The sequence below is a fragment of the Kitasatospora sp. NPDC015121 genome (genome assembly GCF_055562955.1).
The window spans coordinates 280,735-295,882 of the sequence record NZ_JBVHEH010000002.1 but is presented as its reverse complement, the minus strand read 5'-3'; the positions used below and the strand labels follow the sequence as shown (position 1 = coordinate 295,882).

Here is a 15,148-nt window from a genome sequence, read left to right as displayed (position 1 = left end):
CATCGAGCTCTCAGCCGGGCCTCCGAGCGTATTGCCCATGACCACGTCCAGTTCCGTTCCCCCGACCAGCGAGCCGTGGCCCGACGCCGCGAAGTACCCGCCGCCGACGGTCGCGGCCGACGCCACGGCCGACCCCGCGGCCGACGCCACGGCCGGGCCCACCCGGTGGCCCGACGCGACGCCGCTCCCGCCCGCCGGGGCCGGGGGCGAGCGGCCCGCTGAGACGCTGTTCCCGCCCGTCGCGCTGCCGCCCGTCGGCCCCAAGGGCCGGGCCTCCTGGCCCGGCCGGCTGCGCACGCTGCCCGCCCGCACCTGGCGGGGGCGCGAGGACGACCCGCGTTGGGTGCGTCCGGCGTTCCTCGGCCTGCTGCTGGCGACGGCCGTCCTGTACTTCTGGAACCTGACCGCCTCCGGCTGGGCGAACGCCTTCTACTCGGCGGCCGTCCAGGCCGGCTCGGTCAGCTGGAAGGCGATGTTCTTCGGGTCCTCGGACGCGGCGAACTTCATCACCGTCGACAAGCCGCCGCTGTCGCTGTGGCCGATGGCGCTCTCCGCCCGGGTCCTCGGCCTGAACTCCTTCAGCCTGCTCGCCCCGCAGGTCCTGATGGGCGTCGGCACGGTCGCCGCCGTGTACGCGACGGTGCGCCGCCGCTTCTCCGCGCTCGGCGGCCTGGTCGCGGGCGCCGCGCTGGCGCTCACCCCGGTCGCGGCGCTGATGTTCCGCTTCAACAACCCGGACGCGCTGCTGGTGCTGCTGCTCACGCTGGCCGCGTACGGCGTCGTCCGGGCCACCGAGACGGCGTCCACCCGCTGGCTGGTGTTCGTCGGCGTGATGCTCGGCCTGGCGTTCCTCGCCAAGACCCTGCAGGCCTTCCTGGTGCTGCCCGCGTTCGCCCTGGTCTACCTGGTGTGCGCGCCGACCCGCCTGGGCCGCCGCTTCCGGCAGCTGCTGTACGGCACCGTCGCGATGGTGGTGGCCGGCGGCTGGTGGGTCGCGGTCGTCGAACTGATGCCGGCCTCCGCCCGCCCGTACATCGGCGGCTCGCAGGACAACTCCTTCCTCTCTCTGACCTTCGGCTACAACGGCTTCGGCCGGATCACCGGCGACGAGACCGGCTCGGTCGGCGGCGGTGGCGGCGGACGGATGGGTGGCGGCGGCGGTGGCGGTGGCGGCATGTGGGGTTCCACCGGCCTCACCCGGCTGTTCGACGGCGACATCGGCGGGCAGATCGCCTGGCTGGTGCCCGCCGCGCTGATCCTGCTGGTCCTCGGCCTGTGGGCGACCCGCCGCTACCCGCGCACCGACTCGGCCCGGACCGCCTTCCTGGTCTGGGGTGGCTGGCTGCTCTGCACCGGGCTGACCTTCAGCTTCATGTCCGGCATCTTCCACCAGTACTACACGGTGGCCCTCGTCCCGGCCGTCGCCGCCCTGGTCGGCATGGGCGCGGACGGCCTGTGGCGGGCCCGGCACCGACTGCCGTACGCCGCCGTGCTGGCCGTCACCGTCCTGGTCACCGCCTGGTGGGCGCACCAACTGCTGGGACGCAGCGCCCAGTTCGTGCCGTGGCTGCGCAACGCGGTGCTGATCGGCGGCATCCTCGCCGCCCTCGCCCTGCTCTTCTCCACCCGGATCGCGGGCCTCACCGGCCGCCGGGTCGCCACCGTCGCGGGCCTCACCGCCCTCGCCGCCGGCCTGGCCGGCCCCGCCGCGTACGCCCTCGACACCGTCTCCACCGGCCACAGCGGCTCCATCGTCACGGCCGGGCCCGCCGTCCAGGGCGACCGAGGCGGCTTCGGCGGCCGCGGCGGCTTCCCCGGCGGGGGCGGTTTCCCCGGCGGGGGCGGCGGTCGGACCGGCGGCCAGAACGGCGCCTTCCCGGGCTTCCCCGGCGGCGGGGGCACCGGTGCCGGCGGCGGCTCGCAGAACGGCGGGATGCCCGCCTTCCCCGGCGGCGGCACCGCCAACGGCAACGGCAACGGCACCTTCCCCGGCTTCCCGGGCGGCGGCGCCAACACCGGCACCGGCACCGGCGAGGGCCGGGACGGGCGCGGCGGCTTCGGGGGCATGGGCGGCGGTGGCGGCATGGGCGGCCTGCTGAACGGCGCCCAGGTCTCCTCCGAGGTGGCCGAACTGCTCAAGCAGGACGCCGACGAGTACACCTGGGTCGCGGCCGCGGTCGGTTCGCAGAACCAGGCCAGCTACCAGCTCGCCAGCGGCGAACCGGTGATGGCGCTGGGCGGCTTCAACGGCAGCGACCCGTCGCTCTCCCTGGACGGCTTCAAGAAGCTGGTCGCCGAGGGCAGGGTGCACTGGTTCATCGGTGGCGGCGGCATGGGCGGCGGCGGCATGGGCGGCTCCACCTACTCCTCGGAGATCGCCTCCTGGGTGGCGTCCACCTACACCGCCAAGACGGTCGGCAGCACCACGATGTACGACCTCACCGCGACGCCCGCGTCCGGTAGCTGACCCCGGCCGACCGGTCGGCGCCCCCGGCGGCTCACCGGGGAGCCCCAGCGAACACCCGAGGCCGTTCCGGCTCCCCTCCCCCGGGGCCGGAACGGCCTCGGGCCGCCGCGGCCCCCGCCTCCCTCATCCGCCGCAGAGCGAGAGCATCGTCTTCTTGTCGGCGGGCGTCACCGGCAGCTGGTACTTCAGCGACACCTGCGCCCACCGGATCGCGTACGAGCAGTGCACCGAGGTGTTGGCCGGAAGCCAGGTCGCCGGACCGGAGTCGCCCTTCGAGGCGTTCTGCGACCCGTCGGCGGGGATCAGGTTCAGCGGGTCGTTGGCGATCTGCACCCGCTTCGCCTTCTCCCACTGCGCGGCGCCCTGCTGCCAGTCGTAGGAGAGCGGCATCACGTGGTCGATCTGGATCTTCGACGCCTGCTGCTTGTTCCACTGCACGGTCTTGCCGGTGTACGGGTCCCAGATGGTCATCCCGGTGACCACGCAGGTCGAGCCGTCCTTGTGCTCGACGTTCTGCCCGTCCCGGGCCAGCACGTCGTCCCGCGTCCCGCAGTTGTTGTGCCCCATCGACACCCCGTCCACGTTGTCGGTCCACGGCGGCCCGAACTGGTCGCGGTCGTAACCGGTCTTCGGACCGGGGGCGGCGGTCTTGACCTGGGCGATCAGGTCCCGGCCGGCCTTCTTGTCCGCGTCGGCGCTGACCGGCGCCAGCCCGGGCTTGCTCCCGTCCGGGTTCTGCAGCGGGTTCGTCCCCTGCGAGGCCGCCCCCGGACTGCTGCCGCCCCCGCTCCCCTTCTTCGCGCTGGTGCACCCCGCGAGCGCGAGCGGACCGAGCAACAGGACGGCGACGACAGCGGTACGGCGGGATCGCACGGCATTCCTCTGCGACTGGGTGACTCTGACGGCCCACCAGGAGACCAGCCCCGCCCCGCCGGGTCAAGCCGACCGGGGTCCGGCATGACACACCTCACAAACCGGGCAAATATCGTCCCGGCCGCGCACCCGATCCGGCCCGCCTCCGCCAACAGCCGCCGCCGGCCGGTCACTCGGGACCGCCGACCGGTGTCGCGCCATCGACGCACCGTCACGGATGACACGTCACCCGCCGCCGCCACCACCCGCCGCCGCCACCGCCCGCCGGTCAGGACCGGACGGCCGGCCTCAGGACGTCCTGGCACCACTGGCGGAACCCGGTGGCGGTGGCGGCCGCCGGGTCGCGGGGCTCGGCGTCGTAGATGCCGTCGTTCTGCGCGCCGACCATGTCGGCCATGTCCCGGGCCAGCGAAGGGCTCGCGCCGCGCCGCACCATCCGGGCCCGGAAGTCCGCGAGCGGCACCTGCTGGTAGCGCACCGGGCGGCCCAGGGTTTCGGAGACGATCCCGGCCATGGCGTCGGGCGTCAGGTCGTCGGGCCCGGCCAGGGGAACGCGGGCCCGGCCGTCCCAGGCGGCGTCCAGCAGGAGGTCCGCCGCCGCGAGGGCCACGTCCCGGGTGGCGATGGTCGGCAACGGCCGGTCCGCGGCGTTCGCCAGGGAGAAGACGCCCTGCCCGGCGATCGGCCGGACCTGGTGGAGGAGGTTCTCCATGAAGAACGGCAGCGCCATCGCCCGGTACCGCACGCCGGCGCCCTCGATCATCTCGTCCATCGCGAGCGCGGCCGACAGGAGCCCGGCCGCGCCGTCGTACCCGTGCCCCAGGGAGGTGACGTGCACCATCCGCACCCCGCGGCGCGCGGCTTCCCGGGCGGCGGCCCGGGTGAAGTCCAGGTAGTGGTCCACGGCGGGGCCGGCGTCACGGAACCCGGCCGGGGGCACCAGCCAGAACAGGCGGTCGGCGCCCTCCAGCGCCTTCGCGACCGTGTCCGCGTCGGCGTGCGAGCCCTCCACCACCTCCACCCGCGCGCGCACGTGCTCCGGGAGCCGGGACGGGTCGCGGGCGATCACCCGGACCGGCTCGCCGCCGTCCGGGACGCGGTCCAGGACGCGCTTCAGGACCTGTCGGCCGATGTCACCGGTCGGCGTGGTGATGACGATCATGAGTGTCTCCGTGCGTGGCTGGTCGGCGGCGGCCCGAAGGGCGCGCCGGGCGGTCGTTCCCGAGTGAAGCCGCTGCGGCGGCGCAGCTGAAGGACCGTCTCGATCGCCATTGATACCCTGGGGGTATGAATGATCCGGAGGTGCGGCAGCTCCGCTACTTCGTCGCGGTGGCGGAGGAGCTCCACTTCGGGCGGGCCGCCGACCGGCTGGACATGGCGCAGCCCCCGCTGTCCCGAGCGATCCGGGAGCTGGAGCGGCAGCTCGGCGTGACGCTGTTCGTGCGGACCACCCGGCAGGTGGGACTCACCGGAGCCGGGGAGGTCCTGCTGCGCGACGCCAGGACCGCGCTGGAGGCGGTCACCGCCGCCGCCCGCCGGGCCCGGCACGCCGGCAGCCCCTCGCCCTGCCTGCGGATCGCCCTCAAGGCCGACATCGACGGCGGCCTGCTGCCACGGATCCTGGACGCCTACAGCGCCGACCCCGCGGCCGCGCCGCCCGAGCTGGTCCTCGGCGGGTTCGGCGACCAGCCCCAGGCACTGCGCGACGGCCTCGCCGACGTCGCACTGGTACTCCACCCCGTCGACGACCGGGGACTCGACAGCGAACCGCTGCTGACCGAGCCGGTCCTGGTCACCGTGGCCGCGACCGACCCGCTGGCCGCCCGCACCCGGCTGTGCCTGGCCGACCTGGCCGGCCGGGTCCTCCCCGACGGCGCGCCGGCCGACGGCGGTCGGACCGCGCCGTCCCCGCCCGGGGCGAGGAGAGCGGCCTCCAACCTGTCGGAGATCTTCAGCCTCGTCGAGACGGGCGGCATCGTGTTCTTCGCGCCCGCCTCGGTCGCCCGACGCAACCCGCGCCCCGGCATCGCCTACCGGCCGGTCAGCGACCTGCCGCACTGCACCCTGGCCGTCGCCTGGCCCCAGGACGCCCGCTCTCCAGCCGTCGCCGCCTTCGTGCGCGCCGCGTGCGCGACCGCAGCCGCCCACCCGCCACGAACGGAGGCCCACCTGCGCGGCACGCCCGCCTGAGCCCCGTCACCATCGACGCGGGCACCGGCTGCGGGGGCGGAACCACCGTGCCGATGTCGCGGCATCGGTGATGCGACACGGATGTTGTGTCACGGATGTCCCGACATCGATGTGCCGACACCGATGTTGCGTCATGGATGACACAGCATCGATGCCTCGTCACGGATGACGTGACATCAATGCCCCGTCACCGAGACAGATGACGCGACACCGATGCCTCGTCACGGATGTCACGTCACCACCACCCCGCCCTCAGCCGCCGATCGCGGACATCGGCCGGTCCGGTCGGACGAAGTCGGCGTCGCCGATCCGGTGCCCGGGGCCCTTGCGGGCGACGCAGTCCCGCCAGGCGCGCTCGATCCGGGCGTCGTCGGCGCCGGACCGCAGCAGGGCGCGCAGGTCGGACTCCTCGGTGGCGAACAGGCAGTTGCGCAGCTGGCCGTCGGCGGTCAGCCGGACGCGGTCGCAGCCGCCGCAGAACGGCCGGGTGACGGAGGCGATCACGCCGACCACGTGGTCGGTGCCGGCCAGTCGCCACTCCTCGGCGGGCGCGTTGCCGTGCCGTCCGACCGGGACGAGGCGCCAGCGGGTGCCGAGGACGTCCAGGACCTCGGCGGCGGTCACCATCGCGGTGCGGTCCCAGGCGCCCTGGGCGTCCAGCGGCATCGACTCGATGAAGCGCATCCGGTAGCCGCCGGCGACGGCGAACTCGACCAGGTCCACCAGCTCGTCCTCGTTGACGCCGCGCACCGGCACCGCGTTGACCTTGACCGGTTCCAGTCCGGCGGCCTTCGCCGCCGCCAGCCCGGCCAGCACGTCGGCCAGCCGGTCCCGGCGGGTCAGCGCCGCGTACCGTTCGGGGCGCAGGGTGTCCAGGCTGACGTTCACCCGGTGCAGCCCGGCGTGCTTCAACTCGGCGGCGCGCCGGGCGAGTCCGATGCCGTTGGTGGTGAGCGAGAGCTCCGCGCCGAGTTCGGCGAACCGGGCCAGCAGGGCGGGCAGGCCCCGGCGCAGCAGCGGTTCGCCGCCGGTCAGCCGCAGGGTGCGGATGCCGAGGCGGTGGACGGCGATCCGGGCCAGGCGGAGCAGTTCGTCGTCGTCGAGGGTCTGGTCGCGCGGCAGCCAGTCGAGTCCTTCGGCGGGCATGCAGTAGGTGCAGCGCAGGTTGCACCGGTCGGTGAGCGAGATCCGCAGGTCGGTGTGGACCCGGCCGTACCGGTCGACCAGCGGTGCGGGGGCGGCGGCGGGGACGTCAGTGGTGCGCGGTGCCATGGGGCCAGTGAACGGGGGCGGCCGGGGCCCGGTCCAGGGACGGAACGGCCGGGAGCGGCGGTCCGGTGGCGGACCGGGGCTGTCGGATCGTCCAAGGCGGCCGGGCGGGGCGCGGGGGCAGACTGGCGGGCATGGCGTACGCGGCGAGCGGGACGGAACTGCGGGTGCCGGCCCTGGTGCTGGCGGCGGGCGGCGGCTCGCGGCTGGGCGGGCGGCCGAAGGCGCTCCTCTGCTACCGGGGGCGTCCGCTACTGGAGCACGCGCTGGCGACGGCCCGGGCGGGCGGCTGCGACGGGGTGGTGGCGGTGCTGGGCGCGGCCGCCGCCGAGGTGCGGGCCGCGCTGGGGGCGACGGCGGGGTCCGGGGCAGGAACCGCCATGGAGACCGGGACGGCGGCCGAGCCGGAGAGCGCAGCAGGGGCCGGACGGTATCGACTCGTCGACAATCCCGACTGGCGCTCCGGCATGGCCTCCTCGCTGCGGACGGGTCTGGCCGCGCTGCCGCCGGACGCGACGGCGGTCCTGGTCCTGCTGGTGGACACCCCGGGCGTCACGGCGGAGGCGGTGCGCCGCCTGCTCGCGACGCACACCGGGCGCACCGATCTCGCCTCCTGCGCCTACGCCGGACGCCGGGCCCACCCGGTACTGATCGGCGCCGCGCACTTCCCGTTCCTCCTGTCCACCGCCACCGGCGACGCGGGCGCCCGCGCTCTGCTGGCGTCCCGCCCGGTCACCCTGGCCGACTGCACCGGCGTCGCCGTACCGGACGACCTCGACACCCCGTCCGACCTGGCCCGCTGGGGCATCGACCAGGACCCGGTCCGGCCGCCCGCCGCGGCCGACCCGCAGGGGACGGACCTCGGCGGAGGCCGGCGCCCGGCTCGGTGAGTGGCGGACCGGGCGGCCCGCTCGCCACGGCAGGGGACTGCCACCCGATGGCAGGAGAATGCGCCTTCACGGTCGGGCCCCGGGCATCGCAGTTTCGTGGCATATCCCCGCGCCCGCCGCCGCTGCCAGGATGCCGTGTGCGGAGCCGAACGCTCCGACCGGGCCCGGGACTTCGCGTCCCACGCAGCGCCCGCGCACCGCTCGTGCACTGCCCGCGCACTGCCCGCGCACTGCCCGCGCAGCATGCGCGCGGGGTCGCGCCGGAGCACCCGGACGTACTCGATGGAGGGACTCCGTCCCCATGAAGATCCGCCGACTCGCCACCACCGCGGCAGCCGCGGCCGTGCTGGTTCCGCTGCTCGTGCTCGCCAACGGCGCCCAGGCGAGCGCCTCCCCCGCCGACGCCTCGCCGGGCGTGCCCATGGAGCTCTCCGAGGAGCAGCAGTGCACTGCGGCCTCCTACGTCGACCACCAGCTCGTCGGCAAGGCGTCCGCCGACAACCAGTGGTACGCCTGCATGGCCTGACCCCACCTCCGCGCGCGCCCGTCCGCCGCCAGGGCCCACGTGGCCGGAACGGCACCACCGTCCCTACGAATAGCATCAGTTGACGCGCCGCCAGTTCCGGCGGTCCGGATCGCGGCCCAGGGATCACGGCGGGCGCGCACGCCCCCCGGCGTGCGACCGGTCGTGCACCTTTCCCCCACCTCAACTCCGCTGGAGGAATCTCTCATTCCGCACCGGCCGGGACGGCGATCGGCCAGGATGGAGGCCTACCCCCTCCCAGCCGACCCGAACGGACGGTGACCCGCCATGCCGCTGCCCGAGGACGCCGCAGACGCCGAGACCACCGCCGGGGGACCGGTCGGCTTCTCCCCCGGTTCGCCTTCGGGGGCGAGCCACCTGCGCTGCCCGGCCTGCCGGGCCGAGCACCGGTACGAGCCGCCGAGCCTGCCGTGCCCGTGCGGGGCGCAGTTGCGGGTGCCGCTGCTGCGCGGCGGGGTGCCGGTGCAGGTGCGGTTCCGCTCCTGGGAGGACTCCTGGCTGAGCATGCGCTGTCCGCACTGCGGGCGCAGCGACCAGTGGCCGCAGCCGGAGTTCACCTGCGACTGCGGGGTGATCGTCCGCATGCCGGTGGACCGGGCGCCCCGCCTGCAGAACGCCGGTCCGCAGGTCGGCCCGCACGTCGGTCCGCGCTCCGGCCCGCGCTCCGCCGCGCGCCCGGCGCAGACCGCCCGCCCGTACACCACCGCCGTGCCCCCGTCCGCCCCCGTCCCCGCCCCGGCGGCGGGCCCGGGCACGGGCGCGGCAGGCGCGGCGGGCGTGCCGGACGACCCGTCGGCGGTCGGTCCGTCGGCGACCGACCCGCTGGCGGCGGGCTCGGGCGCGGCCCGCGCGCTGCGGCCGCCGTTCCGTCCGCAGCCGGTGCGCACGCCGCAGGACGCGGTGCTGACGGCGGCCCGCTACCTGCAGTGGCTGGGTTTCTACGACCTGGAGCTGGTGCCGGGCCAGGAGCGCGACTCGACCACCCTGATCGGCGGCCGGATGATCGCCCGAGTGGACACCTGGACGGAGCCCGCCGACGTGAAGGCGGTGGAGTGCCTGTGGCTGGAAACCCTGCACAGTGAGGACGTCGCGGCCGCGATGTTCACCGTCTCGGGCTACTCCCGGCAGACCGTGGTGCGCGGCGAGCAACTGCTGGTCGCCCTGTTCACGCTGGACGCGGCGGGCATCCCGCAGCCGTCGAACGGGGCCGCCGAGGCGCTGATGGAGACCGGCTGGACGTCCTGACGCCCCGTGGGCCCGGCACCCCGGGGCCGCCCCTCCGACCCACCGTCCGGATCGAGCCGTTCCGGATTTCCTCGCGCTCGTGATCTGGTGCACAAGCTCCCGCGCGTGTTGAATTGCCGCCACGACGCGGGCCCTTGGGCCGGCGGGTCGTTGCATGGCGCGCACAAGGAGGTGGCGTTGTCGGTGCACGGGACTGCCCCGGGGGGCATGGCGGACGTCGTCTGGCGGTTGCGTTCGCGCGCCTGCTGGCAGGAGGCGGCCGACCTGCTCCGCCCGCAGGCCGGTCGGGACCCGGCCGCGGCGCTCCAACGGGCCGAGCTGCTGATCGAGCAGTGCCTGTTCACCGCCGACCACTGGGAGCGCGCGGAGGACGCGCTGCGCCAGGCGGAGGCCTCGGTCGCGGGCATCGAGGCGCGCGCGGCGGCGTCCTGCGCCCGGGGGTTCCTGGCGTACGTGGCGAGCGTGCTGGGCCGGCGCGACCGGCTGGACGAGGCGCAGGCGGCGCTGGGACGGACGTCCGCGCTGCTGGCGCCGCAGGCGCCGGGCCGTCCGCTGCTGGACTTCCGGCGCGGGCTGGTCGCGGAGAACCTGCTGCACGACCCGGCGGCGGCGTACAGCGCGTACGCCCGGGCGCACGAGGGGGCCCGCGAGCGGGGGGACGAGCTGCTGCGCTCCTCGACCTGGCGGCACCTGGCGGGCCTGGCCCGGGCGGCGGGCGACCGGGAGCGGGCCCGGGAGGGGTTCACGGCCTCGCTGCGCCTGCGCGAGGAGCTGGGTTTCACGGTCGGGGTGGCGCCCGCGCTGGCCTCGCTGGCGGAGGTGTCGGAGCCGGCCGAGGCGGAGCGGCTGCGCGCGGAGGCGTCCCGGCTGGTGCAGGCGCTCGGCGGGGTGCCGGTGTGGCTGGCGCGGCAGCTGGCGCAGGTCCCGGCGCAGCCCGGTCCCCCGGACGGCGGTGCGCGGCACGACCTGCGGCACGGCATCAGCTAAGGTGAGCCTTACCTGCCCGGGGTGAGCAGCAGTCCGGGCGGGTCCACCTCGCCGTACCCGGGCCCGCCCCCGGGAGCACCACCAGGGAGCCCGGGTGACCGCGTACCAGGTCGAACAGTCCCCCGCCCCCACCGGCGCCCGCCCCGACGCGCCGTCCGGCGCCCGGTCCGGCCCCCGACCCGACCCGCGATCCGACGCCCTGCCCTGCCGGGGCAGTTGGCTGCGCCTCGGCCGGGTCTTCCCGGACCTGCGGATCCACCACGCCGCCCCGCGCACCGGCCCCGGCTGGACCACCGCCGCCGCGCTGGCCGACGACCCGGCCGCGCTGGCGGCGATGATCGCCTTCGACGAGCGGCTCGGCCTCGACCTGTACGGCGTCCCGTCCCGGCCGGACGTCACCGCCGGGTTCAGCCTGCACCGCTACGCCTGGCCGGTCGCGCTCGCCTTCACGCTGCCCTGGCTGCTGGAGCGCCGCGTCCCGCTGCTGCCCGGCCACCGGGTCTCGATCAACCGCACCACCGGCGAGCTCACCGCCCGCCCGGCCGGCTTCCACTGCCTGCCGGACGACCCGGCCGCCGGCCGCCCCGACGCCCTGGTCGTCCCCGACCGCCCGGCGCTCGACGCCGCCCTGCGCACCGCGCTCGCCGGGCACTTCACGCCCCTGCTGGACGCCTTCCGCCCCGCGGTGCGCCGAGGCCCGCGCACGCTGTGGGCGCTGGTCACGGACGACGTGGTGGACGGCCTCTGGTACGCGGCGGGCCTGCTCGGCGAGGAGCCCCGGGCGGTGGCCGAGCTGACCGCCCTGCTGACCGGCGACGCCGCCGCGGCCCCGTTCGTCGGCACCCCGGGCTTCCGCGAGCCGGGCGAGCCGAACGGGCCGGCCGGGCCGAACGGGCCAAGCGGGCCGAGCACCCCCCGGACCCGGACCCGGGTCAGCTGCTGCCTCTACTACACCGTCCGACCGACCGAACTCTGCGTCAGCTGCCCGCGCGCCAAATAGATCTGACGATATTCTTCGCGCCGCCCGAAATTCCCCCCTAATGGGGTAATGGCCCCGATCCCGCCTTGATCGCCGAATTTCTCCGCCATGATGGTCCCGCCATCACGACAGCGGAAAGCGAGGCTGGGCCAGATCATGAGACTGTCGGACATACCGCTGGGCTGGGCCGTCGCCGGCACGGCCGTCCTGGTGGCCGTCGTCGTGCTGCTGGTCTTCGCCCGCAGCCGGAGCGGAGCGGCCGGTACCGGTGGCGGCACGGACTCCTGGGAGCGCGCCGAGGAGCGCCGCCGCCGCACCGAGTCCCTCTACGGGGGCGCCTCCTACCTGCTGCTCTTCTGCTGCGCAGCGGTCGCCGCCGCGCTCTCCTTCCACGGGCTGGTCGGCTTCGGCGTGCAGAACCTGGGCCTCTCCGGCGGCTGGGAGTACCTCGTCCCGTTCGGGCTCGACGGCGCGGCGATGTTCTGCTCCGTCCTCGCCGTCCGCGAGGCCAGCCACGGCGACGCGGCCCTCGGCTCGCGCCTGCTGGTCTGGCTGTTCGCCGCCGCGTCCGCCTGGTTCAACTGGGTGCACGCCCCGCGCGGCCTCGGCCACGACGGCGCGCCGCAGTTCTTCGCCGGAATGTCGCTGTCCGCGGCCGTGCTGTTCGACCGCGCACTGAAGCAGACCCGGGTCGCCGCGCTCCGCGAGCAGGGCCTGGTGCCCCGCCCGCTGCCGCAGATCCGGGTGGTGCGCTGGCTGCGCGCGCCGCGCGAGACGTACGCCGCGTGGTCGCTGATGCTGCTGGAGGGCGTCCGCACCCTGGACGAGGCGGTCGAGGAGGTCCGCGACGACAAGCGGACCGCCGCCGAGGACCGCGAGCGCCGCCGGCTGGCGTCCCGCCGCGAGCGGGCCGAGATCCGCGCCATCGGCCGCCAGCCCGGTGCCGGCTGGCGCCACCGCGCCGCCCGCCAGCTGGAACCGGCGCCCACCCCGGCCGCCGTGCCGGCCGCCCCGACGGAGCCCGCCATAGCCGCCCCCACCGGACTCCCCGCCACCCCCGCCGCCCACCGCAGCGTCGACCTCACCCCCGACGAGGACACCATGACCCTGCCGCGGCTCGACTCCCTGGAGCAGAAGCTCAAGGACCTGGAGCAGCAGTTCGGTTGAGCCCTCCGGGGCCCGGCCCGGGTCGCCCCGGAACGGGCCCCGGGCGAGCGGTTCAGCCGCTGAGCTCGAACCACATCCGCTTGCCGGTGCCCCGCGGCTCGACGCCCCACGCGTCGGCGAGCGCCTCGACGAGCATCAGGCCGCGCCCGGAGGACGCCTGTTCGCCGGGGGTGCGGCGGGTGGGCCAGAGGTCGGACTCGTCCTCGACCTCGACCCGGAGGCGGGCCCGGCCGCTCTCCGGGGCCCGGCCGTTCTCGGGGTGCCGGCCGTTCTCCGGGGCCCGGCCGTTCTCCTGGTAGAGGCGGGCGGTGAACATCGCGTCGCGGTCGGTGTGCCGGATCGCGTTGGTGACGAGTTCGGAGGAGAGCAGCTCGGCGGTGTCGATGAGTTCGGGCACGCCCCAGCGGCGCAGCGCGTCCCGGAGTTCGCCGCGGAGTTCGGCGATCCGGGCGAGGTCGGCCTGGCCGATCCGGCGCCGGAGCTGCTGCGCGGCGCGGCCGCCGGCCGGGCCGTCCCAGCGGAGCAGCAGCAGGGCGATGTCGTCCTCGCGCTCGCTGCTGTCGGCGGCCTGGGTGGTGATCCGGTCGGCGAGTTCCTCCAGCGGTTCGCGGGGGGACTCGTCGATGCCGGGGAGGTGGCCGGAGACGGTGGCGCAGAGCCGGGCGAAGCCGGTGTCGAGGTCCATCCCGCGGGCTTCGACCAGGCCGTCGGTGCACAGGACGACGGTCTCGCCGGGGTCGAGGCTGAACCGGGTGACCCGGTACTCCTCGTCGGGGTCGACGCCCAGCGGCAGGCCGCCGGAGACCGGGACGGGGTGCGCGCTGCCGTCGGCGCGGCGCACGACGGGGTCGAGGTGGCCGGCCCGGACGGCGTAGACCACGCCGTAGTCGACGTTGACCTCGGCGTAGGTGCAGGTGGCGAAGTGGTCGGTGTCGAGGTCGGCGAGGAAGCGGGAGGCGCGGGCCATCACGGCGGCGGGCGGGTGGCCCTCGGCGGCGTAGGCGCGCAGCGCGATCCGGAGCTGGCCCATGATGCCGGCGGCGTGCACGTCGTGGCCCTGGACGTCGCCGATGACCAGGCCGACGTGTCCGCCGGGCAGCGGGACGACGTCGTACCAGTCGCCGCCGATCTGCAGGCCGGAGCCGGCGGCGAGGTAGCGGACGGCGGTGCTGACGCCGGGGACGGCGGGGACGGTGCGGGGCAGCATGACGCGCTGCAGGCCGGCGGCGAGTTCGTGTTCGGCGTCGTGCAGGCGGGCCCGGGCGAGGGACTGCGCGACCAGGCCGCCGAGGGTGGACAGCAGGGTGCGTTCGTCGGCGTCGAGCTCGCGGGCGTCGTCGAAGGAGACCACGCAGATGCCGCTGGGGCGGCCGCTGGCGACCAGCGGGAGGAACGCCCAGGAGGAGCGGCCGCTGTCCTCGGCCCAGGGCCAGGCCTCGGGGTAGCGCTCGCGGTACTCCTCGCGGCTGGAGACGAAGACCGGGGCGCGCTGCCGGATCGCCTCGGCGGCGGGGTGGGTGGGGGCGAGCGGGATCCGGTCGAACTGGTCGCTGAGCGCGCTGCGGTAGCCGCTGGAGCCGAGCAGCGCGATCCGGCCGGCCTCCAGCGAGGCCAGCGCGAGGCCGTCGGGGCCGAGGCCGGGCAGCGGGAGTTCGGTGAAGACCCGGGCGACGTCCCGGACGGTGACGGCCTCGGAGAGCGCGCGGGCGGCCTCCTTGATGAACCGGGAGCGCTCCTCGCGCAGCTGGGCCTGTTCGTCGGCGCGCTCGCGCTTGTGCAGTTCGACGGTGGCGTCCCAGACGAAGCCGACCATCCGGGACGGGCGGCCGAACGCGTCGGCGAGCACCCGGCCGCGGAAGCGCACGGCGTGCAGCTCGCCGTCGGGGAAGACGGTGCGGTAGTAGGCGCCGCACTGGCCGAGCTCGGCGACGGCGCGCTCGACCCGGCGGCGCACCACGGGGGCGTCCTGGGGGTGCAGCAGGGCGAGGAAGGAGGCGGAGGTGCGGTCGAAGGGCTGGCCGGTGAGGCCGAGGATCGCGCAGGCGCGCTGGTCGCCGACCAGGATGTCGCGGCGGATGTCCCAGTCGAAGGAGCCGATGCCGTTGGCGGCCATCGCGGGTTCCAGCCACTCGGGGCTGGAGTCGCCGCTGCGGGCGGAGAGGCCGCGGCCGGCCGGTGCGGGCACGGCCCGGCCGCCGGTGCTGCCGGTCGTGGCGCCGCTCGTGCCGCCGGGGCCGGTGACGGAGGTGCCGACGGCGGTGCGCAACGGGTTCGCGGCGGTCTCGTTCCTGGTGGTCTGGGCGGGCGGGGTACGGCGGGCGGGCCCAGGCGCCTCGGGCTCTGTGGCCATGCTTCTCCTGCCGGTGCCTTGCCTGGCGGCCGCTGTGTTCCCGTGTCCCCTGCTGGGCCGGCCGGACCGCGATGGTTGCGTGTGCCTACTGGCACACATTCTCACTACCCTCTCGTATGTTCGGCAAGGCGGCAATGCCGGGGGGCCGAACGGTACGGATCGCACACGATCACGTCCGGCATATTCA

12 protein-coding genes are annotated in these 15,148 nt (G+C 75.6%); 8 read left to right on the top strand and 4 right to left on the bottom strand.

Features of this window, described 5'->3' with window-relative positions; translation table 11 throughout:
* Nucleotides 1-37 precede the first annotated feature (37 nt).
* The gene (locus ACZ3J7_RS03260) at nt 38-2,467 is read left to right on the top strand and encodes an ArnT family glycosyltransferase (RefSeq protein WP_465616281.1); all 2,430 of its coding nucleotides are present in this window, start codon (nt 38-40) and stop codon (nt 2,465-2,467) included.
* A gap of 123 nt (nt 2,468-2,590) precedes the next feature.
* Here ACZ3J7_RS03260 and ACZ3J7_RS03255 read toward each other — a convergent pair whose 3' ends face one another.
* Together ACZ3J7_RS03255 and ACZ3J7_RS03250 are read right to left on the bottom strand one after the other, a co-directional pair.
* Nucleotides 2,591-3,340: an HNH endonuclease family protein gene (locus ACZ3J7_RS03255; protein ID WP_465616279.1), complete on the bottom strand. Its 750-nt coding sequence runs from the start codon at nt 3,338-3,340 to the stop codon at nt 2,591-2,593.
* Nucleotides 3,341-3,608: 268 nt separating this feature from the next.
* The gene (locus tag ACZ3J7_RS03250; protein WP_465616277.1) at nt 3,609-4,502 is read right to left on the bottom strand and encodes an NmrA family NAD(P)-binding protein; all 894 of its coding nucleotides are present in this window, start codon (nt 4,500-4,502) and stop codon (nt 3,609-3,611) included.
* A 125-nt stretch (nt 4,503-4,627) separates the two neighbouring features.
* Here ACZ3J7_RS03250 and ACZ3J7_RS03245 point away from each other — a divergent pair, with 125 nt between their 5' ends.
* Nucleotides 4,628-5,530, top strand: a complete 903-nt coding sequence (locus ACZ3J7_RS03245) for a LysR family transcriptional regulator (RefSeq protein ID WP_465616275.1) — start codon at nt 4,628-4,630, stop codon at nt 5,528-5,530.
* Nucleotides 5,531-5,782: 252 nt separating this feature from the next.
* On the opposite strand, the gene moaA is transcribed toward ACZ3J7_RS03245, so the two are convergent.
* A complete protein-coding gene (gene moaA / locus ACZ3J7_RS03240; protein WP_465616273.1) occupies nt 5,783-6,802 on the bottom strand; it encodes a GTP 3',8-cyclase MoaA in 1,020 nt (339 codons plus the stop codon).
* Nucleotides 6,803-6,933: 131 nt separating this feature from the next.
* Here moaA and ACZ3J7_RS03235 point away from each other — a divergent pair, with 131 nt between their 5' ends.
* From ACZ3J7_RS03235 to ACZ3J7_RS03210, 6 genes are all read left to right on the top strand, one after another.
* Complete coding sequence (locus ACZ3J7_RS03235) at nt 6,934-7,689, top strand: nucleotidyltransferase family protein (RefSeq protein ID WP_465616272.1); 756 nt, start codon at nt 6,934-6,936, stop codon at nt 7,687-7,689.
* Nucleotides 7,690-7,990: 301 nt separating this feature from the next.
* Nucleotides 7,991-8,215 (top strand): hypothetical protein, encoded by a 225-nt coding sequence (locus ACZ3J7_RS03230; RefSeq protein WP_465616271.1) that lies wholly within the window; start codon nt 7,991-7,993, stop codon nt 8,213-8,215.
* A 285-nt stretch (nt 8,216-8,500) separates the two neighbouring features.
* Nucleotides 8,501-9,478, top strand: a complete 978-nt coding sequence (locus ACZ3J7_RS03225) for a hypothetical protein (RefSeq protein ID WP_465616269.1) — start codon at nt 8,501-8,503, stop codon at nt 9,476-9,478.
* Nucleotides 9,479-9,685: 207 nt separating this feature from the next.
* Complete coding sequence (locus ACZ3J7_RS03220) at nt 9,686-10,465, top strand: hypothetical protein (protein ID WP_465616574.1); 780 nt, start codon at nt 9,686-9,688, stop codon at nt 10,463-10,465.
* 94 nt (nt 10,466-10,559) lie between these two features.
* Nucleotides 10,560-11,465: a (2Fe-2S)-binding protein gene (locus ACZ3J7_RS03215; protein ID WP_465616267.1), complete on the top strand. Its 906-nt coding sequence runs from the start codon at nt 10,560-10,562 to the stop codon at nt 11,463-11,465.
* Nucleotides 11,466-11,600: 135 nt separating this feature from the next.
* The gene (locus ACZ3J7_RS03210; protein ID WP_465616265.1) at nt 11,601-12,611 is read left to right on the top strand and encodes a DUF2637 domain-containing protein; all 1,011 of its coding nucleotides are present in this window, start codon (nt 11,601-11,603) and stop codon (nt 12,609-12,611) included.
* A 52-nt stretch (nt 12,612-12,663) separates the two neighbouring features.
* On the opposite strand, the gene ACZ3J7_RS03205 is transcribed toward ACZ3J7_RS03210, so the two are convergent.
* Nucleotides 12,664-14,961 carry a SpoIIE family protein phosphatase gene (locus tag ACZ3J7_RS03205; protein ID WP_465616263.1) on the bottom strand — a complete coding sequence of 766 codons (2,298 nt, stop codon included), beginning with the start codon at nt 14,959-14,961 and terminating at the stop codon, nt 12,664-12,666.
* Nucleotides 14,962-15,148: the final 187 nt, after the last annotated feature.